The sequence below is a fragment of the Sulfitobacter delicatus genome (assembly GCF_900102535.1).
Lineage (GTDB): Bacteria > Pseudomonadota > Alphaproteobacteria > Rhodobacterales > Rhodobacteraceae > Sulfitobacter > Sulfitobacter delicatus.
Window position 1 is genome coordinate 269,765 of record NZ_FNBP01000001.1, and the last position, 26,965, is coordinate 296,729.

Sequence of the window (26,965 nt, forward strand, 5' to 3'; positions counted from 1 at the left end):
CCCAAGACCTGCCACGCCGGAGCCCGCATGAGCCTTGCCCAAAAGTTAACGGAAGAGCGCCGCAGCCGTCTTGCGGCGGAGCGGATGCTTGAGCTCAAACAGGCAGAGCTGTTCGCGGCCAACCGCAAACTCGGCGAACATGCCCAGCAGTTGACCGAAGAGATCGTTGAAACCCGCGCCGAGGTCGAAACGATCCGGGACGAAAACCAACGCGTTAAATCCGACCTCACCGCCGCCAACCAGCGCATCGCCCTGACCGAGCGGCGGCTGTGGCAGTCCATCGACGCGATCAAAGACGGCTTTGCGCTGTTCAACGGAGACAACAATCTCATCATGGCGAACCGCAGCTACCTGCATGTCTTTGACGGGCTGGAGATGGTCAAACCGGGGATCAATATCGTCACCATCCTGCAGCTTCTCACCGATGAGGGCATCGTCAACACCGGCGAAATGGCCCCGCGGGTGTGGCGCCAAAGGTTGATCGAACGGCTGCAGCAACCGGTCCCCGAGTCGACCGTGATCCGCCTGTGGAACGGGAAGTACATCAAGCTCGTCAACCAGCGCGGCGCCGGGGGCGATCTGGTGTCTCTCTGTCTCGATATCACCGCGACGGTCGAATATGAGGAACAGCTCAAGGAAGCCCGCAGCGTCGCCGAAAGCGCAAACCGGGCGAAGTCGTCCTTCCTTGCCAATATGAGCCACGAAATTCGCACCCCGATGAACGGCGTCGTCGGCATGGCGGATGTGCTGACAGACACGGGACTGAGCGCCGAACAGAAGCTTTACGTCGACACGATCAAGAACTCCGGCGAGGCACTTTTGGTTATCATCAATGACGTACTGGACTATTCCAAGATCGAAGCCCGCAAGCTTGAACTCCATCCCGAACCCTTTGATCTGGAGCGGATTATTCAGGAAATCCTGATGCTGCTGCAGCCATCTGCCCGCGACAAGGGCATCGACCTTCTGCTGGACTACGACCTCTTCCTGCCGACCCAGCTAATCGGTGATCCGGGGCGGCTGCGGCAGGTGCTGACCAACCTCATCGGCAATGCCGTAAAATTCACCGCGCGCGGCTATGTGCTAGTGCGGGTCACCGGCGTGCCGGGCGAGGCCGGTGGACCGACGGATGTGCATGTCAGCATTGAAGACACGGGTATCGGCATCCCCGCCGATATGGTCGGGCATATCTTTGGCGAGTTCAATCAGGTCGAGAACGAGCGCAACCGGCAGTTTGACGGCACCGGCTTGGGATTGGCGATCTCGCAGCGGCTGATTGACCTGATGGGCGGCGAGATTTGGGTGACCTCCGAAGAGGGCGTTGGCTCAAACTTCGGCTTCCAAGTGGCGCTTACCCCCAGCGGTGCCGCCCCGCTGCCGCACCCGACCCTGCCCGAAGGGCTGAAACACGTCTTGGTGGTGGACGATATCGAAGCCAATCGCACCATCCTCGAACGGCAGATCGGGCATCTCGGAGTGTCTGTCACCTGCTGCGAAAACGGCGCGCAGGCTTTGGAACGTTTAGACGACAGCGTCGATCTGATCCTTACTGATCACCACATGCCGGGCATGGACGGGCTGGAAATGACAAGCCATTTGCGGGCGCAGGGCAATGAAACCCCGGTCATCATGCTGAGCTCAAATCTCGGAGCGGTCGAAGGAAACCCGGCGCGAAAACATCTGCTTGGCCTGATGCAAAAGCCAGTGCCCCGGCAAAGCCTCATGGCCCGGCTTGGCGCATTGGCAATGGAGCCGAGCAACCCTTCCCAGCAAGCTGCGCCTATCGCAAAAGCTCCAACGCTCCAAACCCCGCGCCAGCGTGCGATGCGCATTCTCGCGGCAGAGGACAACAAAACCAACCAATTGGTGTTTCGCAAAATGATCAAGGATCTGGACGTAGACCTGACCTTTGCCAACAACGGCGAAGAGGCCATCGCGCGTTTTCGAACGATCCAGCCTGATCTGATCTTCATGGACATCTCCATGCCCCGCATGGACGGCAAACAGGCTACCACCGCGATCCGTGCGCTGGAGGCAAAGTCCGGGGGCCATGTGCCGATCGTGGCTCTGACCGCACATGCAATGGACGGGGATGACAAGGGCATCTTAGCAGCCGGTCTGGATCACTACCTGACCAAACCGTTGCGCAAGCCCCAGATTATCGAACGCATCCTCGCAGCCCATCCGCCGGACGCGCGGGCGCCAATGCCGCCGGACACCGAGCCGGTAAAGGAAACTGCTGATCAGCTCGACGGATAGGGGCGCACGAAGACAGGGCGCTCGGGGGTTGAGGCTTCGGGCCGATAGGCATAACCGCCACTGTCAAAATCCTGCAGGCTTTCAGGATCGTTAAGGCGGTTCTGCACGATGTAGCGTGCCATCGCCCCACGCGCCTTTTTTGCAAAGAAGCTGACGATCTTGGGCCCCTTACCGTCGCCCTTATCTTCCATGAACTGAGGCGTGATGACCCGCAGCTTCAGCGCTTTCAGGTCCACCGCACCGAAATATTCCTGACTCGCACAATTGACGAGGACATCGCTGCCTGTCGCCTCGGCCTGCGCGTTCAGCGCCTTGGACAGACCGTCGCGCCAGTAGTCATAAAGGTTGCCGCCGCGCCGGGTTTTCAGCTTGCTGCCCATCTCAAGCCGGTAGGCTTGGATCGCGTCCAGCGGGCGCAGCACACCATAGAGCCCTGACAGGATGCGCAGGTGATCTTGGGCATAGGCCATCTCATCGGCGTCGAGGCTCGCAGCCTCCAGCCCCTGATAGGTATCACCCGCAAAGGCCAGCGCCGCGGGGCGGGTCGTCGCGCTCGTAGGTTCGGCCTCGAAGGCCTGAAACCGGTCACGGTTCAGGCGCGCCAAATCGTCGCTCAGCCCCATCAGGTCTTTCAGCTTGCCCAAAGTCAGATTGCGCGCAGTCGTTGCCAGTCGCACGGCATCTTCCTGAAAGTCAGGCTGCGTGACAGCCACATCACGCTCTTCCCAATCGAGGCGTTTGGCGGGGGAAATGACAACGAGCATGGTGGTCTCCTTCGGGCGTTCCGGGGTGATCTAGCCCGCGTCGCGCAGAACGTCCAGAAAGGCGGGACCAAAGCGTTCAGCGCGTTTGTCGCCCAAAAGCCGCTCAATGGTCGTGCTGTCGGCACTGCGCAGCTGCGCAACCTTGGCAAGCATCGCAGCAGAGCAGCTCAGCGGCTTTTCTGCCCCTTGCTCTCCGCGCGCAAGATCGGCCTGCACCTGAAGCAACTGGTCATAGACATTGCCCGCCTCGCGCCCGGCCAGCTTGCGCCGCGCCTTATGCATGGGCCGCGCTTCGCCATTGATGACCTCGAGAAAGGCTGCGCCGTAGTTTTCCAGCTTCTTCGCCCCCACGCCGCCGATCCGTGCCATCGCATCAAGGTTCTGTGGCCGCACCTCGGCCATCTCGATCAGCGTGCGGTCGGTGAAAATAATATAGGCCGGTACGCGGGCGGCTTCGGCCAGCGCGCGACGCTTGGCTTTCAGTGCAGAAAGCAGCGGCGCGTCCTCGTCGCTGACCATGGCTTTGACCGCAGGCCGCCGCGTGGCGCCTGCCGCTTTGATACTGTCGCGCCGCAGGCTGATCGACGCCTCCCCCCGCAGGATCGGCAGGGCCGCATCGGTCATGCGCAGCGCACCGTGACGTTCGGCATCGGGGCGCACGAGGTCATGACCCATCATCTGCCGGAACACTGCCTGCCATTCATTCCGGCTGTATTCGCCACCCACGCCATAGGTCGGCAGTGACTGATGGCCGCGCTGGCGGACCTTTTCCGTCTCATTGCCCAGCAGAATGTCGATCAGATGGCCCGCACCGAACCACTCATCGGTGCGCAGCATGGCCGAGAGCGCCTTGCGCACCGCGGTGGTACCATCGAAGACCTCTGCCGGGCTGTCGCACAGGTCGCAGCGGCCGCAGGTGATCTCGGTCTCGTCGAAGTATCCCAGCAGCGTCTTGCGGCGGCACTCCAGCGCCTCGGCCAGACCGAGCAACGCATTCAACCGCCCGTGATCCGCAGCGCGGCGTTCGGGCGGGGCGAGCCCCTCGTCGATCTGGGAACGGCGCAGGCGAATGTCATCGGGGCCGAACAGTGTCAGCGTTTCTGCCGGTGCTCCGTCGCGCCCGGCGCGGCCGATTTCCTGGTAGTAGGCCTCGATCGACTTGGGCAGGTCCGCATGAGCGACCCAACGGATGTCGGGCTTGTCCACGCCCATGCCAAAGGCCACCGTGGCGCAGACGATCAGCCCGTCCTCTTGCTGAAAACGGCGCTCAGCGATGCGGCGGTCCTCGGCCTCCATCCCGCCGTGGTAGTGCAGCGCGGTCTGGCCCTGATCGCGCAGTGCTTTTGCCAAGCCCTCGGTCTTGGCCCGTGTGCCGCAATAGACGATGCCAGACTGGCCCTTCCTCGCAGCAGCAAAATTCAGAATCTGGTCGCGGGGCTTGTTCTTGGCTGCAAAGGCGAGATGGATGTTAGGCCGGTCGAACCCGCGCAGAAAGGCGCGCGGCGGGGTGCCGTCAAAGAGCTTCTCGACAATCTCGACCTGCGTTTCGGCATCTGCCGTGGCGGTGAAGGCGGCAAGCGGTACATTCAACGTGCGGCGCAATTCGCCAATGCGCAGGTAATCGGGGCGGAAATCATGGCCCCATTGGCTGACGCAATGCGCCTCGTCCACGGCGATGAGATTGACGCCGACACGGCGCAACATTCCCATGGCCGAGCCTGCGGCAAGCCGTTCGGGCGCCATATAGAGCAGTTTGAGCGTGCCCGCCTCCAGCGCTTCCCAAACGGCATCCGTCTCTTCAGGCGTATTGCCAGAGGTCAATGCGCCCGCCGCGACGCCCGCCTCTTGCAGACTGCGGACCTGATCGCGCATCAGAGCGATAAGCGGCGAGATGACCACGGTCACCCCCTCGCGCATCAGCGCAGGAAGCTGGAAGCAAAGGGATTTACCGCCGCCCGTGGGCATGATCGCCAACACGTTTTCGCCTTCGGTGACCGCCTCAACGATCTCCTGCTGGCCGGGGCGGAACCCGTCAAAACCGAATACATCACGAAGAAGCGTGGCAGCGCCTGTCATGGGGAACCTGTAAAATTGTCTGCTCTTTTCATGCAGACTCACACACTAACAAATCGTGAACAAGGCCCATCCGCGCGACATAGGCGCGCGCTGCAGGATCAGTAGAAGGCGGGAGCGTTGTTAACCAAAACGATCCGCGCAATGGCCACGGCGATCAGCACGATCAGCGGCGCGAGGTCGAGCCCACCCATCGGGGGAATGACACTGCGCACGCGGCTATAGACCGGCTCAAGAATGCGGTTCAGCCCATCCCAGACCTGCGCGACCAGAGGCTGACGCAGGTTCAGCACTTGAAAGTTAATCAGCCAAGACATGATGACATGGGCGATGACGATGAACCAAACGATGTTCAAAAGCAGCATCAGGATTTGGAACAGTGACGTCATGGAGTATCCCCTTGGTTTGACGCCAAACAGTTAAGCGCCCTTACCACAAAGGGCAAGAGTGCCGCGACGTCTAAGGTTGACCCCGCAGGCATTCCGCCGCAAATCCGCGCCACTGTGCAAAGGAAAGTCGCATGTTCCCGATCATTCGCATGGCCAAAGAGCTCTTCGTCGCCGCGCGGCAAGCGCCGCTGGCAAACCTAACCGACACCCATATCAGCCGCCATATCTGCTGGCCGCATGATCTGGACATCTGGCTGGAGCTAAACAACGGGCGGGCGTTGTCGCTTTATGATCTGGGGCGCACCGCCATGGCGCAGCGTGCCGGGTTGATCACGCTGCTGCGGCAGAACAAGTGGGCCATCACCATCGCAGGCTCCAGCACCCGGTTCCGCCGCCGCATCCGCATGTTCGAGAAGTTCGAGATGCGCAGCCGGACGCTCTGCTGGGACGACAAGTTCATCTACCTTGAACAATCCATGTGGAAGAGAAACGGCGAATGCGCGAGCCATGTGCTCTATCGCTCTGCCGTGACGGACAAGAACGGCCTGATCCCACCTGACGACGTACTGGCTGCGATGGGGCAGCAGCAGCCCTCGCCCGCGATGCCGGGTTGGGTAGCCGAATGGATCCGTGCCGACAGCCACCGCGCTTGGCCCCCGATGCAAGACGACACGCCCGCTCCCGAGGTCGCGCAGCGACACACAGCCTGAGCCAACCGTACCGAAGCCTACCTATACGTGTCTACTCGTGCTTGCGCCGCGCCCCGCGCCCTGCTCTAACTCGAAACGAGGCAGGCCGCGAAAGGGCGCATTATGGCAGAGATTACGCGGCGCAAGCGCATCTGGGGATGGTATTTCTTTGACTGGGCCAGCCAGCCTTACAACACGCTGCTGCTGACCTTCATCTTTGGCCCCTATTTCGCGCAGACCGCGACCAATGCCTTGGTCGAAGGCGGCATGGACCTGAGCGCGGCGAAAGCGCAGGCGCAGGCCTATTGGGGCTACGGGCTGGCGCTGGCCGGTATTGCGATTGCGATACTGGCCCCCATCCTAGGCGCGGTGGCGGATTCCTCAGGGCGGCGGATGCCGTGGATCTGGCTCTTTTCAGCGATGTATGTGATCGGAGCCGGTGCGCTTTGGTGGACCGCGCCGGGCGATTTTTCATTCCTCTGGGCACTGTTCTTCTTCGGGGTCGGGCTGATCGGGATGGAGTTCGCAACGATCTTTACCAATGCCTATTTGCCCGAGCTGCACCCCGACCCCAACGAACGCGGGCGGATCTCGGGCGATGGCTGGGCCTTTGGCTATGCGGGCGGCGTTCTGGCGCTGGTCGCGATGATCGCTCTGTTCCAAAGCGGTGCGAACGGGCGCACCATGGCGGGGCTAACACCGCTTTTCGGACTGGACCCGGCGACCAAGGCCGATACCCGCATCGTTGGGCCACTTGCGGCGATCTGGTACGCGGTCTTTATGATCCCCTTCTTCCTCTACATCCGGGATACGCCAAAGCCGGGGGCTGTGCGCTACCGCGTGGGTAAGGGGCTTTCGGACCTCGCCCGCACGCTGCGCAATCTACCGCGACACCCGTCTTTGTTGGCCTATCTCGGCTCGTCGATGTTCTACCGTGATGCGCTCAACGGCATGTACACATTTGGCGGCGTCTATGCGCTCGGGGTGTTGGATTGGTCGATCCAGGAGATCGGTATCTTCGGCATTCTCGCCGCGATTTCAGGCGCTGTGTTCTGTGTGCTGGGCGGACGGATCGACCGCCGGGTCGGGCCAATGCCGGTCATCGTGGCCTGCTGTGTGATCCTAATCCTGACGGCAGGTCTGATCATCTCACTTGGCCCCAATTCGGTGATGGGCATAACTTTGCCAGAGGGATCCGCTCTGCCCGATATCCTGTTCTACGTCTCGGGCGCCTCCATCGGTGCCGCAGGCGGAGCACTGCAGGCGTCTTCGCGTAACATGCTGACCCGGCAAGGAAACCCGGAGCGCATGACAGAGGCATTCGGTCTCTATGCGCTTTCGGGCAAGGCGACATCCTTCCTCGCGCCTGCGCTGATCGGCATCACCAGTGACCTCACCGGCAGCCAGAGGCTCGGCATTACCCCCGTTCTGGGGCTTTTCATCATCGGATTGATCCTGCTAGCGTGGGTGAAACCAAAGGGAGATTTTGCCACATGATGCTGCACCGCGCCCTCGCTTCGGCGGCTCTGGTTCTTGCCCTCGCCTCTTGCGGCGAAAAGACCGAGACCGACATCAGCGGCAATAAGGTAACCCTGCCCACCATCGGCTCTTCCGGCGGTGCCCTGAGCAACGTGCAGGCCAAGCGGCTTTTCGGGGCCAAGAGCTTTGCCTCCACCCAATCCCCCGCCGCCTACGGCAGCTATGCCAAGGGCTGCCTTGCAGGCGGGGTGCAATTGCCCGAGACCGGGCCGACTTGGCAGGCCATGCGCCTGTCGCGCAACCGCAATTGGGCCCATCCTGAAATGATCGATATGGTCAAGAAGCTGAGCCAAAAAGCGGCGCAGCAGCCCGGCTGGGCAGGCGTCTATGTCGGCGATATGAGCCAGGCGCGGGGCGGCCCGATGCTGACCGGCCACCGCAGCCACCAGATCGGGCTGGACGCGGACATCTGGATGCTGCCACCGAAGTCGCTGAACCTGAGCCGGGCACAGCGCGAGAATATCTCTTCAATCTCCATGCGCCGGGCCAATGGTGCCTATGTCAATTCCTCTTGGACCCGCGGGCATCACGAAGTGATCAAGGCCGCGGCCCAAGACCCCCGCACCGCGCGGATCTTTGTCTTCCCCGGTGCCAAGGTGCAGATGTGCGAAGATGAAAAGGGCGACCGCAGCTGGCTGCGCAAAATTCGTCCTTGGTACGGGCATCACTATCATTTCCACGTGCGCATCAAATGCCCCAGCGGTGCGCGCGGTTGCGTGGATCAAGCTCCGCCCCCGCCCGGCGATGGCTGCGCTGATGCACGGCAGTGGCAGAGCAATATCCTGAACCCGCCGCCGCCCGATCCAAACCCGCCCAAGACCAAACCCAAGCCGCGCCGCGAATTGCTGCTTGCTGACCTGCCTGCACAATGCAACGCCGTCTTGAACGCAGACTAAGCCGCGCGTTCCTGCCCCTCTTGTTGTTAATGTCCTGCGCGGCCCCCGCCGCGCAGACAGAAACAAAGGTGCAGACGCGTAGCACAGTGGTTTGGGAAGAATCGGCCCCATGGTTCGGGGGATTCTCCGGCGCTGAAGTGAGCGTCGACGGCAACCACCTTATCGCCGTGTCGGACCGCGGGCGCGTGCTGCGCGCGCGGCTCCTGCGGGAGGGCGGCAAACTGGTGGGCGTTGCGCTTCAACAAGACGCCAGCTTGGCGGGCCCCGACAAACGCCCCCTGCGCAATAAACGCCGCGACGCTGAGGGCTTGGCACTGGGCGAGGACGGCGCGGTCTATGTTTCATTTGAGCATGGACACCGGGTGATGCGGCTCGATCCCGATACCGGCGTCACAACGCCCCTGCCCCGCCATCCCGACTTCGCCCGCCTGCAACCAAACTCAGGGCTAGAAGCGCTCGCGATCCACCCTGATGGCCGGCTCTTCACCCTGCCCGAGCGACCAGATAGCACCAGCGACACCTTTCCGCTCTATGCCTTTGACGGGAAAAAATGGTCAATCTCAGCGCACATCCCCAGTCGCGGCCCCTTCCTCGCGGTCGGTGCCGACTTCGGGCCAGATGGCAGCTTCTATCTTCTAGAGCGTACCGTCACCCCTCTGGGCTTCCGCAGCCGCATTCGAAGCTTCAATCTAGACGCCATGGGGCTGGCAGAAAGCACTCTGATGACCAGCGGACCGAGCCAATATGACAATCTCGAAGCACTCAGCGTTTGGCAGGACTCCAAGGGGCAAACGCGGCTGACACTGATCTCCGACGACAACTTCTTCCCGCTTCAGGAAACCCAAGTGGTCGAGCTGACCCTTGCCAAAACGGCTCCACGGCCCTAAAGCCCCTCTGTCTGCGATCCCCGCAGGCCAAGTCGCCGCACCCTTGCCCAAAACGGTTTACATATGACACGCACCTATCTCCCCGGCATTCTCGCCATGGCCGCCATTGTTGTGGCCTCGAACATTCTCGTCCAGTTTCTCTTTGGCCAATGGCTGACTTGGGGCGCTTTCACCTACCCGCTCGCCTTTCTCGTCACCGATGTGATGAACCGCCTCTACGGCGCCTCTGCCGCGCGCCGCGTAGTGCTGGTGGGCTTCGTCGTCGGGCTCATCTGCTCGCTGATCGGCACCCAGATCATGGGCGAGTTCGGCCCGCTGGTCACTGTCCGCATCGCCGTAGCCTCGGGCGTCGCCTTCCTCACAGCGCAACTGCTTGATGTAACGCTGTTTAACCGCTTCCGCGAGGGCGCATGGTGGCGCGCGCCGCTGGTCAGCACCGTGGTCAGCAGCGCCATCGACACCGCGCTGTTCTTCTCCATAGCCTTCTCGGCCAGCCTGTCCTTCATCCACCCCGCCACCGACGTCGCATGGGCAACGGAAACACTACCGCTTCTGGGCACAGGCCCGCTGGCACCGCTATGGGTATCGCTTGCTGTGGCAGATTGGTCCGTGAAGCTCGCCATCGCGCTGATCGCCCTGATCCCCTTCCGGCTGATCACTGCCCGTCTGACTGTCCGCGCCTGATACTCTTTTTGGCCAAAAATACTTGGTGGGGGAGCGCGAGGGGGAGGAACGCCCCCTCGCTCCAACGCCAACATCTTGCCGCCACGTCAACGGCTTCAAAAAACACTTTGTGAAACGCAAAACCTGTGCAACGCTCAGGGTGAGTTCAACAAATGTAAAGGAGGTGATCCAGTGTCAAGAAAGGTATTGGAGCGAGGTGTCGGAACAGCCAGCGAGGTTTCGCGCTAGGGCAGCCCCTAGCTGACGCAACCACCTGGTGGATCCCGGTCTAACCGATCCCCCTCCTGAAACCATTCGATTGGGCCGCTCCGCAAGGGGCGGCCCATTTCGCATCGCCCCTTCACCCTTTTGCCTGCGACTGTCATGATATGCGCAAGGAGAGCCCATGCTGCACATCAATGATGACATCGCCATTCACGACTGGGAGTTGACCGAGAGCTTCATGCGCGCCTCCGGGCCCGGTGGGCAGAATGTGAACAAGGTCTCATCTGCCGTCGAACTGCGCTTTGAGGCCGCGACGTCGCCCTCCCTACCACAACCGGTCAAAAACCGCTTGCGCCGTCTCGCCGGGCGGCGTTGGACAACCGAAGGCGCCTTGGTTTTGCAATGTGACGAGACACGTAGCCAAGCGCGCAACCGTGAATTGGTGCGCGAGCGGTTGGCCGAACTGGTGCGCAAAGCGCTCACCCCGCCGAAGCGCCGCATTGCGACGCGGCCTACGCTGGGGTCAAAAAAACGGCGGTTAAAGGCGAAAAAGGTTCGTGGCGAGGTCAAAGCCATGCGTGGCAAGGTTGACCCCAACGCCTAATGCATCAGATTGTCGCGCTTGTAGACCTTCCCGCGCGCGCCTGCACCGGCACTAATTTGCGCGCGTAAAGCTTCGGCTTGACCAAGCAGTTGCGGAAGGGCCACATAGTATGAACGGCTTCTTGGAACGGCGGACGACGAATGAGCAATACAGAAGCGGCCCAGACCCGGCCTGTCTCCCACGAAGACATCCTTGGCAAAGCCGTCCGCCACGCCCGCCTGCCGCTCTGCATCACCGACCCGAAATTACCCGACAACCCTATCGTTTACGTCAATGCAGCCTTCACGGAACTGACGGGCTATGCCTTGGAAGAGATCGTCGGCCAGAATTGTCGCTTTCTTCAAGGGCCAGAGACCACACGCGACAGCATCGATACGGTACGAGAAATCTTACTGGATCGCCGTGTCGATACCGTCGAAATTCTGAACTATCGCAAGAATGGCAGCACTTTCGTCAACGCCCTGCAACTTGGCCCGATCAATGACGAGGACGGCAACCTCGCGTTCTTTTTTGGCTCGCAACTGGATGTCTCGGAACGCCGCCGCGCGGAGCGGGAGCATCGGGAATTGGCCGATGAGGAATTGCTGCACCGGTTGCGCAACATCGTAAATGTGATGACCGCCATGGTCCGTATGACCGCGCGAGAGGAGGCCGACCCCAAAGAGTTTGCCGACAAGGTGATGGAACGGCTCTCCGCCCTCGGCGCCGCGCATTTCGAAACGATTGGTCGCAGCGACCAGACCGAAATCGACTTTGCGACACTCATGGAGCCGATTGCGCGTGCCTATACTTCGGGCCGCGGGGGACAGATCCAGTTGAGCGGCATGAACCCGGTGATCTCGCATCAGTTGGTCTCGCCGCTCACGCTGGCGCTACATGAACTGGCGACCAACGCCGTGAAACATGGTGCTCTGAGCACACCGCAGGGGCGCGTCACGCTGGATGTCACTAAGCTGCATTCTCCGGCTCGAATGCAGTTCACCTGGCAGGAAACTGGTGGGCCCGAAGTTGCGAAGCCACGCCGCAGCAGCGGGTCTAAGATCATTCAATCCCTGACCCGCGCCGCCGGCGGTACGCTCAGCTATGAATGGCGCCGCGAGGGTTTGGTGGCAACGGCCGAGTTTCCAATCACGGCGCTGCTGCAAAGCTAAAGCTCAGACGATCACCTGCTGCGCTTTCTGATCGCCGACCCCGAACACCCGCTTGTACCGCGCCACTTCATCCGCCGGGCCCATCGCCTTGTTCGGGTTGTCTGACAGTTTCACCGTAGGCTGCCCATTGGCGCTGACCGCTTTGCAAACGAGGCTAAAGGGCGCGAGTGCGTCATCCGGCACCAATCCGCGGAAGTCATTGGTCAGCAGCGTGCCCCAGCCAAAGGAAATCTTGGCTTTGCCGGCAAACTGGGCGTGCAATTCTTTGATCTTGCCGACGTCCAACCCATCACTGAAGATCACCCGCTTTTCCGTGGGGTCTTCGCCCCGGTCGCGCCACCAGTCGATGGCGGTTTGCGCCGCGGTCGCCGGATCGCCGCTGTCGACGCGGATGCCGGTCCAACCTGCCAGCCAATCGGGGGCGTTGTCCAAGAACCCTTTGGTGCCATAGGTGTCGGGCAGAATGATGCGCAGGTTGCCTTCGTGCTCGTCATGCCAGTCTTGCAAGACGTCATAGGGCGCTTGCGCCAACGCGGCGTCATCTTCGGCCAGCGCGGCATAGACCATCGGCAGTTCATGCGCGTTGGTGCCGATCGCTTCGACCTCGCGGCCCATGGCAATCTTGCAGTTGGAGGTGCCGGTAAAGGCGCTGCCTAGCCCCTCGCGCATCGCTTGGACGCACCAGTCCTGCCAGAGATAGGAATGCCGCCGCCGCGTACCGAAGTCGGCAATGGTGAGGCCCGGAATTTCGCGCAGGGTTTCGATCTTTTCCCAAACGCGGGTCATGGCGCGGGCGTAGAGAATTTGCAGCTCGAACCGATCCATACGGTTGAGCACCGCACGGCTGCGCAGCTCCATCAAGACCGCCAGCGCAGGCACTTCCCAAAGCATCACCTCGGGCCAGCTGCCCTCAAAGGTCAGCTCATACTGGTCGCCCTTACGCTCGAGATGATAGGGCGGCAGGCGGAGGTTCTCGAACCATTCCATGAAATCGGGCCGGAACATCTGCCGCTTGCCGTAAAAGGTGTTCCCGCGCAGCCAAGTGCTTTCCCCGCGCCCGAGGCTGAGCGAGCGGATGTGATCGAGCTGCTCACGCAACTCGCCTTCGTCGATCAGGTCGGCCAGCGGGATATGGGTGGAGCGGTTGATCAGGCTAAAGGTCACCTGCGTGTCCGGCTTGTTGCGGAACACCGACTGGCACATCAAGAGCTTGTAGAAATCCGTGTCGATCAGGGACCGCACGATGGGGTCGATCTTCCACTTGTGATTATAGACGCGGGTGGCGATGTCGACCATGGGAGGTTCCTTATTGCTTACCCCTTCATGCCAAGGGCGCAGGCCGGGGGGCAAGGCTAAAGCGGCGGATTAGATGAGTGTGACACCGGCAGCACGCATCCCCTCGCGGGCCTTAGCCAGCGACCCATCCAGATCAATCGCCCGGCAGAGGTCTTCGCGCACCTCCACATCGAACCCCAGCTTCGCCGCATCCACAGCCGAGAAGTTGACGCAGAAATCCAGCGCCAGCCCGGCCATCGTCAGCCGTTCAATGCCCCGCGTGCGCAGGTAGCCTTCGAGCCCGGTTGGCGTGCGGTGGTCATTCTCGACAAACGCCGAATAGCTGTCGATGTCGGGGTTGTAGCCCTTGCGGATGATCATATCGGCCCGGTCGACTTGCAGATCGGGGAGAAACTGCGCGCCGATGCTGCCTTGGATACAGTGGTCGGGCCAGAGCACCTGCGGCCCGTAGGGCATGGTGATAAGATCATATGGGGATTTGCCGTCATGCGAGGACGCGAAAGACGAATGCCCCGCCGGATGCCAGTCTTGGGTCAGCACCACCGCGTCAAAATCTGGCATCAGCGCATTGATCCCGCGCAGGATCGCATCGCCCTGCGGCACTTCAAGCGCGCCGCCGGGGCAGAAATCATTTTGCACGTCGATCACGATCAGGGCATGGGTCATGGGCATTCTCCTTCCTTCAAAGGGGTAGGGCTGCGGATGGGGTAGGTCAATGGCGCGGGCCGGATTGAGCTTTGCGTCGGATGTGCTTATTTGACGCTCATGTATACCATTGCCGCGCTATATCACTTCACCCGCTTCGACGATCCCGCCGCCCTCAAGCCCGCGCTTCTGGCGCTTTGCGAGGCGCAATCGGTCAAGGGCACCTTGCTGCTGGCTCCCGAGGGGGTGAACGGCACCGTGGCCGGGCCGCGGGCCGGGATCGACGAAGTGATCGCCCATCTGCGCGCCCTGCCCGGTTGCGCCGATCTGGAGTGGAAGGAAGCGACGAGTGACAAGCCGCCCTTTGGCAAGATGAAGGTGCGTATTAAGCGCGAGATCGTGACGATGGGCCAGCCCGACGTCGATCCGCGTGCAGCGGTGGGGCATTACGTCGATCCGAAGGATTGGAATGAACTGATCCGCTCGCCCGATGTGGCGGTGATCGACACGCGCAACAATTACGAAGTGGAGATTGGCACCTTTGAAGGCGCGGTTGACCCGCAGACCGAAAGCTTTGGCGAATTCCCCGAATGGTGGGAGGCCAACAAAGACCGCTTTCACAACAAAAAGATCGCGATGTTCTGCACTGGCGGCATCCGCTGCGAGAAATCGACGAATTACCTGTTGGGCCAAGGCGTGAACGATGTGTTCCACCTCAAGGGCGGCATCCTGAAATACCTTGAGGAAGTGCCCGAGCAAGACAGCACTTGGGAAGGCGACTGCTTTGTCTTCGACAACCGGGTCAGCGTCGGCCACGGGCTGCGCGAGGGGCCGCATATGCTCTGCCACGGCTGCCGTCGCCCGATCCTGCCCGAGGATACCAAACGCCCCGGCTATGAGCTTGGGGTCAGCTGCCACCAATGCGTAGACGAGACGTCGGACACCGACAAAGAGCGCTTCCGCGAACGCCAGCGTCAGATCACATTGGCGCGGGAACGGGCGGCCCAAGATCAGGGCTAGGTTTGCGCGGCGGCCGCGGTGTGCTGCGCCACAACAGCCAGAGCATGATCGCAATGTTTAGCCCGTTCCAGACGATACCATTGATAAAGGCCAGCGCATAAGAGCCGCTGAGGTCGTAAATCTGCCCCGACAGCCAGCCGCCCAGCGCCATGCCAAGGATCGTCGCCATCATCACGAAACCGACCCGCGCCCCGGCTTCGCGGGCGGGCATGTATTCGCGCACGATCAGGGCATAGCTCGGCACGATGCCCCCTTGGCTCAGGACAAAGATCAGGCTTACGACATAGAGCGACGTCAGCCCCCCGCTCGGCAGATAGAGAAACAGCGCCAGACATTGCAGCCCAGAGCCGATCAGCAGCGTGCGCACGCCGCCCAGACGGTCCGCCAGCAGCCCCGACAGGATGCGCGAGCCGACACCGCCCAAGAGCATCAGCGACAGCATCTCGGCCCCGACCGCCGGACCAAAACCCAGATCGACGCAATAAGACACGATGTGCACCTGTGGCATCGACATGGCCACGCAGCAGCCAATGCCCGCCAACCCCAATAGATATTGCAGGCTGCGCGGGCTGAGCCCGGCGGAACGTGCAAAGCGGGTTGAGGCCTGCTCTGCCGCGTCGCGGGTGGTCTCGCTCACCTTACGGCGCAGGGCAAAGGCCAAGGGGATCACGCCCACCAGCGTCACGCCCGCCATAACGAGATAGACCGACCGCCAACCGCTCTCGGCCAGCACACCCGCCAGCAACATCGGCCAGATCGCACCGGAGAGGTAATTCCCACTTGCCGCAATCGCCACGGCAATGCCCCGCCGCCGCGCGAACCAATGGGAGATATCGGCAATCAGCGGTCCGAACCCGACGGCAGAGGCGAAACCGACCAGCAGTTGCGCAAGCGACAGCATGGCGATGCTTTGCGAAAGGGTCGCGAGCCCATAGCCCGCAGCGGTCGCCGAAGCGGCGGCGATCAGCGCGCGGGTGATGCCGAAACGGTCCACCGCATGGCCGATGAGGTAATTGCCAAGACCAAAGCCAACCATCGTCAGCGTATAGGGCAAAGCCGTACCTGCCCGGCTGCTGCCGAACTCAGCCTCCACAGCAGGCATGATGACAATGATCGCCCACATGCCCGCATTGACCGTCAGCGCAATCAGTAGGGTCAGCGCAAGCCGCCCCCAAGCATATCCGCCGTCCGTCTCCTCAACCACTATGTGACCCCCCTGATCTGCGCATGAGGCTCCAGCGCGGTGCAAAGTTCAAGTCCTGCCGGAATTTAGCGACAGTTGAAGATGTTAAGCCCCCAGTAAACCCGCTGCGCTAGACCTAGCCTTGGGTGAAAAATGGGTGAGTGATATGGGTGCGCAAGCAAATGTGGCACCAGTCATCATCAAACGTAAGAAGGTCGTCGGCGGCGGCGGGCATCATGGTGGTGCCTGGAAAGTTGCCTATGCGGATTTTGTAACCGCGATGATGGCCTTCTTCATGTTGATGTGGCTGCTGAATGCAACAACGGAACAACAACGCAAAGGGATCGCGGATTACTTTTCTCCGACAATTCCGATCAACCGAATCTCCGGGGGCGGCAATGGCTCCTTTGGCGGTGATAGCATCTTCTCGGAAGAGACTTTGCCGCGCAACGGCACGGGGGCGACCTCTCCGGGTGAGCCGCGGGATGCCAAGTCCAACAGTGCTGATGGCGATGGGGACGGCGGTGCAGCGGATGAGGTCTTTAAAGAAGTCGATGCCATGCTGATGGGCCGCGGCGGTGAGACCATGTTGATGGAGAACGAACTGCGCCATATCGTGACGCGGATCACCGACGAAGGGCTGGTCATCGAATTGTTCGATCTGGACAGCATCCCGCTTTTTGAAGACCGCAGCGATGAGCCGACACAATTGCTGCGCGATCTGGCGATCATCATCGCCCAGACCACCAAGGCCGTCACCAATGGCATCGCCATCGGCGGGCATGTGCGGGCTGATCCGCTGGTGCTGAACCACAGCCCTGTTTGGGAGCTCTCCGCCGCACGGGCCACAAAGATGCGTCTGCTTCTGGGCGATGTCGGCATCGCACCGCGCCGGGTGCAACGGGTCACCGGCCATGCGGATCGGGAACCTGTGACCACCGACCGGATGGACCGGCGCAACAACCGGCTGGAAATCATACTGTTGCGCGACGGCCGTTAAAGCAAGCGTCCGGGGCGTGCGCCTCGGGCGCCTCCGCCCCGGCGGCGAATGTCGCGCATTTTATCTGTTAGCGCGACGTTAAGCCCGACCCGTCTATTGCTGCTGCATCTTAGATTGATACAGCAGAAAGGCGTGTCCATGACAATTTCTTCTTCGCTCAACGCGGGTGTGGCGGGGCTGCGCAGCAATGCGACACGGCTTGCGTCGATCTCCGACAACATCGCAAATGCCTCTACTTTTGGCTACAAACGCGTTGTGACGGATTTCAATTCGCTGGTCCTGTCCTCGGGGTCGCGCACCTATACGGCGGGCGGGGTAAGCGCATCGACCCAGCGGCTTATCAGCGAAGGTGGCTCGCTGGTCAGCACGTCGAACTCAACCGATCTTGCTGTGCGTGGGCGTGGCATGTTGCCTGTGGCCAGCCGTGCAGAATTTCTGTCCGGTAGCGGTCAGCCGCAGATGATGCTGACGACAACTGGTTCGTTCCGGATTGATGCAGACGGGCTTTTGGCGAATGAAGCCGGGCAATTGCTGATGGGCTGGCCTGCAGCGCAGGATGGCACGGTGCCCTCCTACCCCCGCGACACCAGCGATGGGCTGGAGCCGATCCAATTCGCGCTGAACCTGAGCGGCGACCCGACCACTTCCATCGATATGAGTCTGAATCTCCCCGCAACATCGACAATCGCCGGTGCAGACGGTGCGGCACAGGATCTTTCCATTGAGTATTATGACAACCTCGGCACGTCGCAAAGCATCTCAATGTCCTTCACGCCCACGGTACCCGCCAGCGGATCGTCGAACGAATGGACGATTGTGCTGCGGGACTCGGCCTCAAACGACGCGGTGATTGGTGAGTATGTCATGACCTTCGACGATGGCCGCACATCAGGGGGGACTATTGCATCGGTAACGACGGTCTCCGGGGGAGGGTATGATCCGGTCTCGGGTGAAATGATCGTCGATGTGGCCAGCGGTCCGATTGCCTTTAACATTGGCGCGGTCGGTGACACTTACGGGATTTCACAACTGTCCGACAGTTTTGCACCGATCTCAATCGACAAAGATGGCTCTCCCATCGGCAATATGATCTCGGTCGAGATTGACGAGAATGGCTTTGTCCAATCAGTCTACGACTCTGGCGTGACCCGCACGATCTATCAGGTGCCACTTGTCGATATGTCCAATCCAGAGGGGCTGATCCCGATGGACGGGCAGACCTACCGAAGCTCGCCGGACAGTGGGGCGTTCTTTCTCTGGGATGCGGGCGACGGGCCAACTGGTGACATTAAATCCTACGCGCGCGAAGAGTCGGCCACTGATGTCGCGACCGAGTTGACGTCGATGATCCAGACGCAGCGGGCCTATTCGACAAACGCGAAGGTAATTCAGACAGTGGATGAGATGTTGCAAGAAACCACCAACATCAAGCGCTGACCTAAGCGCCTTCCCTTCCCCTGACAGTAAAGCGAGAACCAGATGACCATATCCGGGGCATTGTCCAATGCGATGACAGGGCTGCGTGCCGCAGGGCGCGGGGCCGAGATCGTCTCGTCAAACATCTCCAACGCATTGACACCCGGCTATGGGCGTCGGGTCTTGGAACTGTCGGCCGCTGGAGTTGGCGGTGCGGGCGGGGTGCGCATCGACGGGGTGAACCGCGCGGTGGATGAAGGGATTGCCTCAGACAAGCGTCTGGCCGATGCCGAACAGGGTCATGCGCAAACGGCAGCCAATTTCTATGCCAAACTTGAAACGCTAATGGGCACGCCGGATGATCCCAATTCGGTCTCTGCTCGCGTAGCGCAATTTGAAACCGCGCTGATCACAGCGGCAAGCCGACCTGAAGCGCCAGAGCGGTTGAGCCAAGCAGTCACCGATGCACGCAGCCTAGCAAGTAGCATTGCACAAACTTCCGACGGTCTGCAGGATGCCCGCAGCCTCGCGGATCGCACCATTGCTGAGCAGGTCACCACGTTGAACACCGCATTGCAGCAGGTCCAAACGTTGAACGCCCAAATCACCGCCGCGCAGGTTCAGAGCGTCGACGCGACGTCGCTCCAAGACCACCGCCAGCAATTGGTGGACGAAATCAGCGCGCTGGTGCCGGTGCGCGTGGTACCGCGAGATCATGGGCAAATCGCGCTCTATTCTACCGGAGGTGCGATCTTGCTGGATGGCAGCGCCGGCGAGGTAGGGTTTGAGCCGGTCAATATGGTGACGCCCTATATGTCGGTAGAGGCGGGGACGCTTTCCGGGCTGACCCTGAACGGCAATCCGCTGCGCACCGGCTCCGAGGACGGGGCTCTGCGGGGCGGCGCTATTGGCGCGCAATTTGCAATCCGCGACGAGATGGCCGTGACCGCGCAGGTCGAACTTGACGCTTTGGCGCGCGATCTCATCACGCGCTTCCAAGACCCTTCGGTCGATCCGACCCTCGCTGCCGGGGACGCCGGGCTTTTCACCGATGAAGGCGGCGCCTTTAACCCTGCGGACGAACTCGGACTGGCCGCGCGTATTTCAGTGCATGCGACAGTCGACCCGACCCAAGGCGGTGAAGCCTGGCGCATCCGTGACGGGATCAGCGCCATAGCGCCCGGCGACGCGGGCAACGCAAGCCTTCTGCAAAGCCTAGCTTCTGCGCTGAACCAAGGCCAACCGCCTGCCAGCGGCAGTTTCAGCGGGGGCAGCTATGCCTTGATCGAACTTGTTTCGACCATCACCGCCGACATCGGCGCAGCGCGGGGTAATGCCGACCAAGTGCTTAGCTTTGCGAAGACGCGGCTCAACGAATTGACCCAAAGGCAACTTGCCGACGGGGTCGACAGCGATGACGAAATTCAGCGCCTGATGATTATCGAGCAGACCTATGCGGCAAACGCGCGGGTGATCGAGGCGGTGGATGAAATGATGCAAACGATTATGAGGCTCTGACCATGAGCACTACGTCTATCGGCGACCTTGCCCAGTCCTTCATGCTGCGCAATCGCAATACGGCCCTCAAACAAGAGATGGCGCGACTAACAACCGAGCTCTCGACCGGTCAGGTCGCGGACACCCGCGAAGTTCTCGGCGGCAACTACAGCTATCTGACAGAGATCGAGCGTAAGTTGGAAACGCTTACGGGCTATGACGTGGCCACTACCGAGGCCAACCATATGGCCAGCGCAATGCAATCGGCGCTGGAACGGGTTGAAAGCCTCGGCACTGATCTGTCGCTCAGCCTGATTGCCGCTGGCACAAGCGCGGTAGGCACATCGAAATCCGTGGTCGCCGCCGACGCGCGTAACGCGATGGCCGCCTTAGTCGGCACAATGAATTCCAACATCGCCGGCCGCAGCATGTTCAGCGGCACCGCAACGGACCGCGCCCCCCTACCGGACGACAGCACCCTCCTCGACGCGCTAAAAACCGCGATCACCGGCGCCGGGGCCACCACGCCGACAGATATTATGGCAGCGGCAACGAATTGGTTTAACGATCCCGCAGGCTTTGCAGCGACGGCCTATCAAGGCTCTGCCGCCGCATTGGCCCCGATGACGCTCTCCGAGACAGAGAGCGTAACGCTCGATATCCGCGCCACGGACCCTGACCTGAAAACCATGCTGCGCCTCACTGCCGTCGCCGCTTTGGCAGAGGATCCTGCGCTAGCCCTGAGCGAACCCGAGCAGACCGAATTGTTCGAGATGACCGGGCAGCAGATGTTGGCCGGACGCGATGGCTTAACCTCGCTTCGTGCAGCTGTGGGCTTTGCCGAAAGCCGCATCGAACAGGTCAGCAGCCGGAACGCGGCTGAAGAAACCAGCCTTGATTATGCCAAGGCCAATCTGCTTGCCTCGGACCCATATGACGCCGCGACCAAGTTGGAGGAAGTCCAATTTCAATTGCAGAGCCTGTATTCTGTAACCGTACGCATGTCGCAGCTGTCTTTGGTCAATTTCCTATGATCCGGTTGCTCGCATTTCTCGCAATTTGCCTAACCTTTGCCCTGCCCGTCGCGGCGGGCCCGGTGCGGATCAAGGATCTGGTCGACTTCGACGGGGTGCGCGGCAATGACCTTGTTGGTTACGGGCTGGTTGTCGGTCTCGACGGCAGCGGCGACGGGCTGCGAAATGCGCCTTTTACCGAAGACATTATGACCAACATCCTCGAGCGGCTTGGGGTCAATGTTACCGGAGAGCAGTTTCGCCCAAAAAACGTCGCCGCCGTGCTCGTTACTGCGACGCTTCCTCCCTTTGCCCGCGCGGGTGGGCAGGTTGACGTCACGGTTTCCGCAATCGGGGATGCGAAAAGCCTGATGGGCGGTACCCTTATCATGACTCCGATGAATGCAGCCGACGGTCAGATCTACGCGGTGGCACAGGGAACCATTATCGCGGGCGGCGCGAAGGCCGAAGGCGAAGCGGGTGGCGTCACCCAAGGTGTACCGACATCAGGGACCATCCCTTCCGGCGCGCGCGTAGAACGTGAAATCGAGTTCAAACTCTCTGCGCTGGAGGAGCTTCGCCTCGCGTTGCGCGAAGCGGACTTTACGACTGCAGGTCGGATCGAACAGGCCATCAATCGCGATTTCGGTCGGCGCGTCGCTGTGATGCTCGACAGCGGCACCGTGCAACTTGACGTTCCCGCGACACGCATGGCCTCAGTGGCCCATGCGCTCGGTCGGATCGAAAACATCCGGGTCGAGCCGGAACGCAAAGCGCGGGTCGTGGTTGATCAACGGTCCGGTACAATCGTGATGGGCGAGGATGTGCGCATCTCGCGGGTCGCGGTGTCGCAGGGCAATCTCACCCTGCGCATTCAGGAAACGCCGCTGGTTTCACAGCCCAATCCGTTTTCCGAAGGTGAAACTGTCGTTGTTCCTCGCACAAATGCCGAGATCCGCGAAGAGCCCGGTATTGGCCTCGCCGAAGTACCGAATGGGACGTCACTATCGGAGGTTATCGCCGGCCTTAATGCGCTTGGCGTCTCACCGCGGGACATGATCGACATTCTGAAGAGCATTAAGGCAGCAGGCGCGCTGCATGCCGAATTTGTTGTTCGGTAACGACACTTCAGGTCAACCGGATACGCCGAAATAGAACTGCGGTTAATCCAGGCCAAACCCCACGCGTACGGCCAATGATAAGAGCGGCGCAGGCGATGGTGGCCAACTGCACAGCCGCATAGACTTGCGCTAATCCGAGTGGGGTCGAGATGCGCAGGCTATAGGTCAGAGCAGCCAATAGCAAAACGCCGACGAAACTGATTAAAGCCCATTCTCGACGGTGCCCGGTGAGGCTCAATAACACCGGCGCTGCGCCGAGAAGCGCAGGTGCCAAAGCCCCCAGCAATATCCACAAAAGCACCGTGACATCACCGCTGGCAAAAGGGCTGAAATGCGGGGTGATGTAGGGCTGGATCACCAAAATTCCCACGCTTACACCCCCTCCAATAAGCAAGAGACCTAGGTTCAGCCGCGCGGCATCCGCGGCGAACTCCGCAGCCAGACTCGGCGCGCTATTTCTCTTAAGCCGTTCGCGCGTAGCGGCCTGCACAGAACTGAGTGTGAATATGGTGAGCAGTCCACCCGCACGCATCCCAATATAGCCTGCTGCCGGAACTGGCGAGAGAACACAGGGAAGGATCAGGATATCCGCCACTTTCAGCAATGCAGGGCCAAAGGCTAGCACTGTCTTTCGCAACTGCGGCTGCCGTGGTGACCCTACTTCGCTGAATGGAGATGGTAAGCCCTGCAGTAGCGTCACTGCTACCGCGAGCCATAAAAGAAGCAGCGCTGACAACAGTAGCCCAGCATCGATTTCCGAGATCTCATCGAGCCCCCAAAGAAGAGCGGCCGCGAAAACCATTCGAAGAGGGAAAATGTTGTATCTATTTTGATGCAAAGCGCTGCGTTGTGCGGCAGCGAGATTAGAAACCGACAAAGCCAAACTGGCACCAGCGATATAAAGCATACTGATCGGCTGACCAATCAGCAGCGGCATCGGTGCCACCGCGAAAAGCACTCCCAGCATCGCGACAAACGCCACCCATCGCAGCATGATGCTTGCGAGCGAGTGCGACCAACTGAAAAGATGCGTCTCTCGATCGATTGACACCCAGCCGGTAACCAAAAGCCGCCCAATTACCTCGGCTATCGTCAGCGCAACGAGAACCAAGCTGAAATCACTCGGTATCATGACCTCGTTTGCTATGACCGCAAAAGAAAGCCACCCCCCGGCCAAAAGTACTGCGCCAGCAGCCGAAGGCATGTTCGGTGCCTCCGCTATGTTCGAATATCCCACCTGACAGCTCCTGCAGATCGCGCCACCCCGACGCATTTGCAGAATGACGCGGCGTGGCTTTCTGTCGGCTTAACCTGCGCTCTTCTTTGCCACCGCTTTGTCTTAAGCTGTCGGCATCTGCCTAAAAGTAACTGCGCACGAGGCTGCCCGCGATCAGGCTCCAGCCGTCTGCAACAACGAAGAATGCCAGTTTGAATGGCAGAGAAACCACCGCCGGCGGCACCATCATCATCCCCATAGACATCAGTATCGCAGCGACAACGAGGTCGATGATCAGGAATGGCAGGTAAATCAAAAATCCGATCTGAAAGGCCCGCGCGATCTCAGACAATAGGAATGAGGGGATTAACACGGACAAGGGCGCGTCTGCTGTGGGTTCGGCTGCCAGTGTGGCAGGGCGCAGCTCGGCCATGGCAAAAAAGGTGTCCGGATCCAACCGTGCGGCCATAAAGCCGCGAAACGGCTCCAGTGTGCGTGCGAAGGCCGTCTCAATATCGATCTGCTCATTCGTTAACGGCTCTATCCCGTTTTCCCAAGCGGCGGTGAAGACCGGCTCCATAATAAAATATGAGAGAAACAGCGCGAGGCTGACAATCAGCATATTCGGTGGAGATTGCTGCAACCCAATAGCCTGCCGTAGGATCGACAGCACGGTGACGATGAAGGGAAAGCAGGTCACCATAATCGCTAGACCGGGCGCGAGGCTCAGTACCGTGATGAGCACGAAAAGCTGGATCGTGCGCGCACTGATAGAACTGTCATCCCCAAGCGAGAACGAAAATTCTTGCGCGTCTGCTATTGCCGGGAATGACAAAAATACGATCGCAAGAAGCAATCGGACATATCGGCCCCTTCCACTCACAGGCTTTTTTGTAGGTCCACAACTTCAGTCAGGCGCACCATCAGCTGTCCCGTGGTGTCGCCCTCTTGCTCCTCCAATTGGCCGCGCGCGATAAGGCGGTCACCTACATAGAGCTCAACCGGGTCGTCCATACGACTGTCCAGCGTCAGCACAGCGTTTTCTCCGAGCATGACCAAATCCCGGATTAGGGGGCGAGCTTTGCCGACGCAGACATTTACTTCGATCGGTACAGATGTGAAAGGGTTCGATAAGTCGGCGGCGGGGGCCGTTGGGGTGCTATCCACGGGGAATCTCCTGTCGGGATTGTAGGAAGAAGGCGTCGAGTGCTTCAGCCATACCGCCGAGCACCGCATCAAGATTGATTTCCCGCTCGTTTGTCTCAGCACGCAAATAGACTTGGCCGGGACTGAGGGCCGGTTCTGCGGTCAACGAAAACGGGGGTTTGATTTTTAGGTTCAGGGCGTCCTGGATCGCGTCCAGTTGCGGGGGGGAGACAGCAATTTCTATTCCCCCCTCTGCATTGGCCACGAGCATTTTGTTGATCAAGTCGACGATCTGATCAGCCAATGTGGCATGCGCCGCGATAGGTAGGATCTTGGTTACGACGGTGTGCAGTAGTGGGCGCATGGACGTACAAAGTTTTGAATGCGCCTCGTAATAGGTGAAAGACATATCCTGGAGACTTTGGGCCAACTCAGACGCTATCCGATCACGGTCAGTCGTGTGGGCTTTTACGGCGTCTTCCCAACCGGCCTGGTAGCCCGCCTCAAAAGACTGCAGTTTTTCATCCTGCATGGCCTCGACGCCGATCCCGATGCCATCGACATCGCTGACGTCTGCCGTCCCGAAGTCATGGTAACGATGTGACAAGGAACTCATGCGTTCTCTTCCTTGTCCTCAAGCCAACTGCGAAGAATCTCGACAGTCTCTTCTTTCCGTTCGCCGATCATAGCGCGCAGCCGATCTACAGGTTCGTCCCCGCCGCCCATCATTGGCAGCCCTGCGAGTGCAGGTAAGTCTCCGCCCGTACCGTCGGCACCGGCAAATTCTGTTAGATCGGGGAGATCAAACCCCTCAGTTGCAATCTCGCCGGAGAGACCTTCCATCGTATCCACCTGAGTTGGCAGGTTTGAAGGTGACGCAGGTAGTGCTGGCACTTCCCCGCTTGCTTGATCTGGCGCGCGCGACAATACGGGACGCACGACGAAGAGCCCGAGGATGAGCGTCACAACTGCGAGGACAGCCATTTGAATTGCGGACATCAGATCAAGATCAATACGGTCCAGAAGTGATGTACCAGCCGCCGTACCGCTCGGTGCGATATTTTGCAGAGGCATCGACTTGATTGTGATGATGTCCCCGCGAGTCTCATCATACCCAACGGCTGAGGAAACCAGTTCGCGAAGCGCCTCGAGTTCTACCTCCTCACGAGGCTGGGCAATGGTCTCGCCCGCGTCATTGGTTGTGACAGGTTCGTTTACCAACACCGCAACAGTGACACGTTTTATGGCGCCCGGCGCACGAATGATTTCGCGTTCGGTCTCAGAGACCTCGTAGTTGATCCGCTCACGCGTCTCATTGTTTTGGGACGACGACGCATCCCCTCCGCCGCCTTCTTGATCGGGAAGGTTGCTGGCGACGGTCACATCCCCGCCACCGGCGTCGCTGGAAGTGTTGTTGCGCTCTTCGGTGTCGGTGCTGATTGCGACGCGGCTGTCGGGATCAAAGCGATGTTCTCGGATCGCTTCGCTTTCGGTCACGGTATCGACGCTCACTTCGACAACGGCATTGCCGAAGCCAACCCGCGCCTCCAACAGACGTTGCACCCGGTCCCGCAGCACTTGCGCTTTGTCATCACCACCAATAGCCGGAACTGCATCCTCGATCTGACCGATCAAAGCGCCGTTTGAATCAATCACTGCAACATCTTCAGGGGACAAACCCGCGACTGCTGACGCAACAAGGTAGCGCACCGCTTTGGCTTGCGCTGGCGATGCTGCGCCACCAGTCGGTGTAATAGAGACCGACGCCTTTGGCGTAACACCGCGCTGAAAGGGGTTTGAACCGGTGCTGGCGATATGCACCCGCGCCATCGCGATGTGCGGATTAGAAACGATAGTTCGCGCCAATTCACCTTCCTTCGCACGCCAGTAGGCGGCATCAAACATCTGGGAAGTTGTTCCGAATCCGGTCAGGCTATCGAGCAATTCGTAACCACGGTTACCGTTTGCTGGCAGCCCTTCGCTGGCGAGGGTCAAACGCAGTTCATCGCGCTCTGGAGCATCCACGAAAATAGATCCGCCGCGCACCTCAAAGGTGATCCCGCGCTGCTCCAAGGACCGAACGACATCGCCTGCGGCGCCGTTTTCCAGCCCCGCGTAAAGGAGTGTCATATTCGGCGCTGTCGCCATGCGGGACATCGCAAGGATCGCGACAAACATCGCTACCGTCGCAAGGATGACAGTGATCTGGCGGCGCAAATCCAGGCCGAACCAGACGTTAAGTAATTGCTGCACAATCGCCTCCGTCTCGCCGG

General features: G+C 60.4%; 25 protein-coding genes. 14 read left to right on the top strand and 11 right to left on the bottom strand.

Going from position 1 to position 26,965, the window contains the following annotated elements:
• The first annotated feature begins 27 nt into the window (after positions 1–27).
• A complete protein-coding gene (locus BLS57_RS01440; RefSeq protein ID WP_093738430.1) occupies positions 28–2,259 on the top strand; it encodes a response regulator in 2,232 nt (743 codons plus the stop codon).
• Here BLS57_RS01440 and yaaA read toward each other — a convergent pair.
• From yaaA to BLS57_RS01455, 3 genes are all read right to left on the bottom strand, one after another.
• Positions 2,244–3,023, bottom strand: a complete 780-nt coding sequence (yaaA, locus tag BLS57_RS01445; protein ID WP_093738432.1) for a peroxide stress protein YaaA — start codon at positions 3,021–3,023, stop codon at positions 2,244–2,246. The two genes, BLS57_RS01440 and yaaA, sit on opposite strands and share 16 nt — an antisense overlap.
• 30 nt (positions 3,024–3,053) lie before the next feature.
• Positions 3,054–5,099: a DNA helicase RecQ gene (gene recQ, locus BLS57_RS01450; RefSeq protein WP_093738434.1), complete on the bottom strand. Its 2,046-nt coding sequence runs from the start codon at positions 5,097–5,099 to the stop codon at positions 3,054–3,056.
• 98 nt (positions 5,100–5,197) lie between these two features.
• Positions 5,198–5,485 (bottom strand): YggT family protein, encoded by a 288-nt coding sequence (locus BLS57_RS01455; RefSeq protein ID WP_093738436.1) that lies wholly within the window; start codon positions 5,483–5,485, stop codon positions 5,198–5,200.
• 131 nt (positions 5,486–5,616) lie between these two features.
• Here BLS57_RS01455 and BLS57_RS01460 point away from each other — a divergent pair, with 131 nt between their 5' ends.
• The 7 genes from BLS57_RS01460 (at position 5,617) to BLS57_RS01490 (ending at position 12,139) form a co-directional block, all read left to right on the top strand.
• Positions 5,617–6,195 (top strand): acyl-CoA thioesterase, encoded by a 579-nt coding sequence (locus BLS57_RS01460; RefSeq protein ID WP_093738438.1) that lies wholly within the window; start codon positions 5,617–5,619, stop codon positions 6,193–6,195.
• Between the two features lie 102 nt (positions 6,196–6,297).
• On the top strand, positions 6,298–7,671 hold the full coding sequence (locus BLS57_RS01465) for an MFS transporter (protein WP_093738440.1): 1,374 nt from the start codon (positions 6,298–6,300) through the stop codon (positions 7,669–7,671).
• Positions 7,668–8,609, top strand: a complete 942-nt coding sequence (gene mepA, locus BLS57_RS01470; protein ID WP_093738442.1) for a penicillin-insensitive murein endopeptidase — start codon at positions 7,668–7,670, stop codon at positions 8,607–8,609. Before BLS57_RS01465 ends, mepA begins: the two co-directional genes overlap by 4 nt.
• 68 nt (positions 8,610–8,677) lie before the next feature.
• A complete protein-coding gene (locus tag BLS57_RS01475) occupies positions 8,678–9,496 on the top strand; it encodes an esterase-like activity of phytase family protein (protein WP_167356357.1) in 819 nt (272 codons plus the stop codon).
• 63 nt (positions 9,497–9,559) lie between these two features.
• The gene (locus BLS57_RS01480) at positions 9,560–10,180 is read left to right on the top strand and encodes a queuosine precursor transporter (RefSeq protein WP_093738446.1); all 621 of its coding nucleotides are present in this window, start codon (positions 9,560–9,562) and stop codon (positions 10,178–10,180) included.
• A 385-nt stretch (positions 10,181–10,565) separates the two neighbouring features.
• The gene (arfB, locus tag BLS57_RS01485) at positions 10,566–10,988 is read left to right on the top strand and encodes an alternative ribosome rescue aminoacyl-tRNA hydrolase ArfB (RefSeq protein ID WP_093738448.1); all 423 of its coding nucleotides are present in this window, start codon (positions 10,566–10,568) and stop codon (positions 10,986–10,988) included.
• Between the two features lie 140 nt (positions 10,989–11,128).
• Positions 11,129–12,139: a PAS domain-containing protein gene (locus BLS57_RS01490; protein ID WP_093738451.1), complete on the top strand. Its 1,011-nt coding sequence runs from the start codon at positions 11,129–11,131 to the stop codon at positions 12,137–12,139.
• A 3-nt stretch (positions 12,140–12,142) separates the two neighbouring features.
• Here BLS57_RS01490 and pncB read toward each other — a convergent pair whose 3' ends face one another.
• Positions 12,143–13,435: a nicotinate phosphoribosyltransferase gene (gene pncB / locus BLS57_RS01495; RefSeq protein ID WP_093738453.1), complete on the bottom strand. Its 1,293-nt coding sequence runs from the start codon at positions 13,433–13,435 to the stop codon at positions 12,143–12,145.
• Between the two features lie 69 nt (positions 13,436–13,504).
• Positions 13,505–14,101, bottom strand: a complete 597-nt coding sequence (gene pncA / locus BLS57_RS01500) for a bifunctional nicotinamidase/pyrazinamidase (RefSeq protein ID WP_093739125.1) — start codon at positions 14,099–14,101, stop codon at positions 13,505–13,507.
• Positions 14,102–14,200: 99 nt separating this feature from the next.
• Between pncA and trhO the strand changes: the two genes are divergently transcribed.
• Positions 14,201–15,100, top strand: coding sequence for an oxygen-dependent tRNA uridine(34) hydroxylase TrhO (gene trhO / locus BLS57_RS01505; RefSeq protein ID WP_093738455.1), 900 nt, complete (start codon positions 14,201–14,203; stop codon positions 15,098–15,100).
• Here trhO and BLS57_RS01510 read toward each other — a convergent pair.
• A complete protein-coding gene (locus tag BLS57_RS01510; protein WP_244153566.1) occupies positions 15,060–16,304 on the bottom strand; it encodes an MFS transporter in 1,245 nt (414 codons plus the stop codon). The two genes, trhO and BLS57_RS01510, sit on opposite strands and share 41 nt — an antisense overlap.
• Before the next feature lie 145 nt (positions 16,305–16,449).
• Between BLS57_RS01510 and BLS57_RS01515 the strand changes: the two genes are divergently transcribed.
• The 5 genes from BLS57_RS01515 to BLS57_RS01535 all read left to right on the top strand — a co-directional run bounded on the left by BLS57_RS01515 (position 16,450) and on the right by BLS57_RS01535 (position 22,330).
• Positions 16,450–17,283 carry an OmpA/MotB family protein gene (locus tag BLS57_RS01515; RefSeq protein WP_093738457.1) on the top strand — a complete coding sequence of 278 codons (834 nt, stop codon included), beginning with the start codon at positions 16,450–16,452 and terminating at the stop codon, positions 17,281–17,283.
• A 138-nt stretch (positions 17,284–17,421) separates the two neighbouring features.
• A complete protein-coding gene (locus tag BLS57_RS01520) occupies positions 17,422–18,720 on the top strand; it encodes a flagellar hook protein FlgE (RefSeq protein ID WP_208597500.1) in 1,299 nt (432 codons plus the stop codon).
• A 42-nt stretch (positions 18,721–18,762) separates the two neighbouring features.
• Positions 18,763–20,217, top strand: coding sequence for a flagellar hook-associated protein FlgK (gene flgK / locus BLS57_RS01525; RefSeq protein WP_093738459.1), 1,455 nt, complete (start codon positions 18,763–18,765; stop codon positions 20,215–20,217).
• A gap of 2 nt (positions 20,218–20,219) precedes the next feature.
• The gene (locus BLS57_RS01530) at positions 20,220–21,230 is read left to right on the top strand and encodes a flagellin (protein ID WP_093738461.1); all 1,011 of its coding nucleotides are present in this window, start codon (positions 20,220–20,222) and stop codon (positions 21,228–21,230) included.
• Complete coding sequence (locus BLS57_RS01535; protein ID WP_093738463.1) at positions 21,227–22,330, top strand: flagellar basal body P-ring protein FlgI; 1,104 nt, start codon at positions 21,227–21,229, stop codon at positions 22,328–22,330. Before BLS57_RS01530 ends, BLS57_RS01535 begins: the two co-directional genes overlap by 4 nt.
• 7 nt (positions 22,331–22,337) lie before the next feature.
• On the opposite strand, the gene BLS57_RS01540 is transcribed toward BLS57_RS01535, so the two are convergent.
• The 5 genes from BLS57_RS01540 to fliF all read right to left on the bottom strand — a co-directional run bounded on the left by BLS57_RS01540 (position 22,338) and on the right by fliF (position 26,945).
• Positions 22,338–23,567, bottom strand: coding sequence for a hypothetical protein (locus BLS57_RS01540; protein ID WP_093738465.1), 1,230 nt, complete (start codon positions 23,565–23,567; stop codon positions 22,338–22,340).
• A gap of 121 nt (positions 23,568–23,688) precedes the next feature.
• Positions 23,689–24,402 carry a flagellar type III secretion system pore protein FliP gene (fliP, locus tag BLS57_RS01545; protein WP_244153567.1) on the bottom strand — a complete coding sequence of 238 codons (714 nt, stop codon included), beginning with the start codon at positions 24,400–24,402 and terminating at the stop codon, positions 23,689–23,691.
• A 23-nt stretch (positions 24,403–24,425) separates the two neighbouring features.
• A complete protein-coding gene (locus BLS57_RS01550) occupies positions 24,426–24,782 on the bottom strand; it encodes a FliM/FliN family flagellar motor switch protein (protein WP_093738469.1) in 357 nt (118 codons plus the stop codon).
• Positions 24,706–25,308, bottom strand: coding sequence for a FliH/SctL family protein (locus tag BLS57_RS01555; RefSeq protein WP_093738471.1), 603 nt, complete (start codon positions 25,306–25,308; stop codon positions 24,706–24,708). The genes BLS57_RS01550 and BLS57_RS01555 overlap by 77 nt, the downstream gene beginning before the upstream one ends.
• Positions 25,305–26,945, bottom strand: a complete 1,641-nt coding sequence (gene fliF / locus BLS57_RS01560) for a flagellar basal-body MS-ring/collar protein FliF (RefSeq protein WP_093738473.1) — start codon at positions 26,943–26,945, stop codon at positions 25,305–25,307. Before fliF ends, BLS57_RS01555 begins: the two co-directional genes overlap by 4 nt.
• Positions 26,946–26,965 lie beyond the last annotated feature (20 nt).

Bases quoted from the DNA above. Each gene is read 5' to 3' on its own strand.
- arfB (WP_093738448.1), top strand. From the start codon at position 10,566: ATGCTGCACATCAATGATGACATCGCCATTCACGACTGGGAGTTGACC.
- BLS57_RS01530 (WP_093738461.1), top strand. From the start codon at position 20,220: ATGAGCACTACGTCTATCGGCGACCTTGCCCAGTCCTTCATGCTGCGC.
- BLS57_RS01535 (WP_093738463.1), top strand. From the start codon at position 21,227: ATGATCCGGTTGCTCGCATTTCTCGCAATTTGCCTAACCTTTGCCCTG.
- recQ (WP_093738434.1), bottom strand. From the start codon at position 5,099: ATGACAGGCGCTGCCACGCTTCTTCGTGATGTATTCGGTTTTGACGGG.
- BLS57_RS01440 (WP_093738430.1), top strand. From the start codon at position 28: ATGAGCCTTGCCCAAAAGTTAACGGAAGAGCGCCGCAGCCGTCTTGCG.
- BLS57_RS01515 (WP_093738457.1), top strand. From the start codon at position 16,450: ATGGGTGCGCAAGCAAATGTGGCACCAGTCATCATCAAACGTAAGAAG.
- flgK (WP_093738459.1), top strand. From the start codon at position 18,763: ATGACCATATCCGGGGCATTGTCCAATGCGATGACAGGGCTGCGTGCC.
- pncA (WP_093739125.1), bottom strand. From the start codon at position 14,101: ATGACCCATGCCCTGATCGTGATCGACGTGCAAAATGATTTCTGCCCC.
- pncB (WP_093738453.1), bottom strand. From the start codon at position 13,435: ATGGTCGACATCGCCACCCGCGTCTATAATCACAAGTGGAAGATCGAC.
- BLS57_RS01550 (WP_093738469.1), bottom strand. From the start codon at position 24,782: ATGCGGTGCTCGGCGGTATGGCTGAAGCACTCGACGCCTTCTTCCTAC.
- mepA (WP_093738442.1), top strand. From the start codon at position 7,668: ATGATGCTGCACCGCGCCCTCGCTTCGGCGGCTCTGGTTCTTGCCCTC.
- BLS57_RS01480 (WP_093738446.1), top strand. From the start codon at position 9,560: ATGACACGCACCTATCTCCCCGGCATTCTCGCCATGGCCGCCATTGTT.
- yaaA (WP_093738432.1), bottom strand. From the start codon at position 3,023: ATGCTCGTTGTCATTTCCCCCGCCAAACGCCTCGATTGGGAAGAGCGT.
- BLS57_RS01520 (WP_208597500.1), top strand. From the start codon at position 17,422: ATGACAATTTCTTCTTCGCTCAACGCGGGTGTGGCGGGGCTGCGCAGC.
- BLS57_RS01555 (WP_093738471.1), bottom strand. From the start codon at position 25,308: ATGAGTTCCTTGTCACATCGTTACCATGACTTCGGGACGGCAGACGTC.
- BLS57_RS01465 (WP_093738440.1), top strand. From the start codon at position 6,298: ATGGCAGAGATTACGCGGCGCAAGCGCATCTGGGGATGGTATTTCTTT.
- BLS57_RS01455 (WP_093738436.1), bottom strand. From the start codon at position 5,485: ATGACGTCACTGTTCCAAATCCTGATGCTGCTTTTGAACATCGTTTGG.
- BLS57_RS01490 (WP_093738451.1), top strand. From the start codon at position 11,129: ATGAGCAATACAGAAGCGGCCCAGACCCGGCCTGTCTCCCACGAAGAC.
- trhO (WP_093738455.1), top strand. From the start codon at position 14,201: ATGTATACCATTGCCGCGCTATATCACTTCACCCGCTTCGACGATCCC.
- BLS57_RS01460 (WP_093738438.1), top strand. From the start codon at position 5,617: ATGTTCCCGATCATTCGCATGGCCAAAGAGCTCTTCGTCGCCGCGCGG.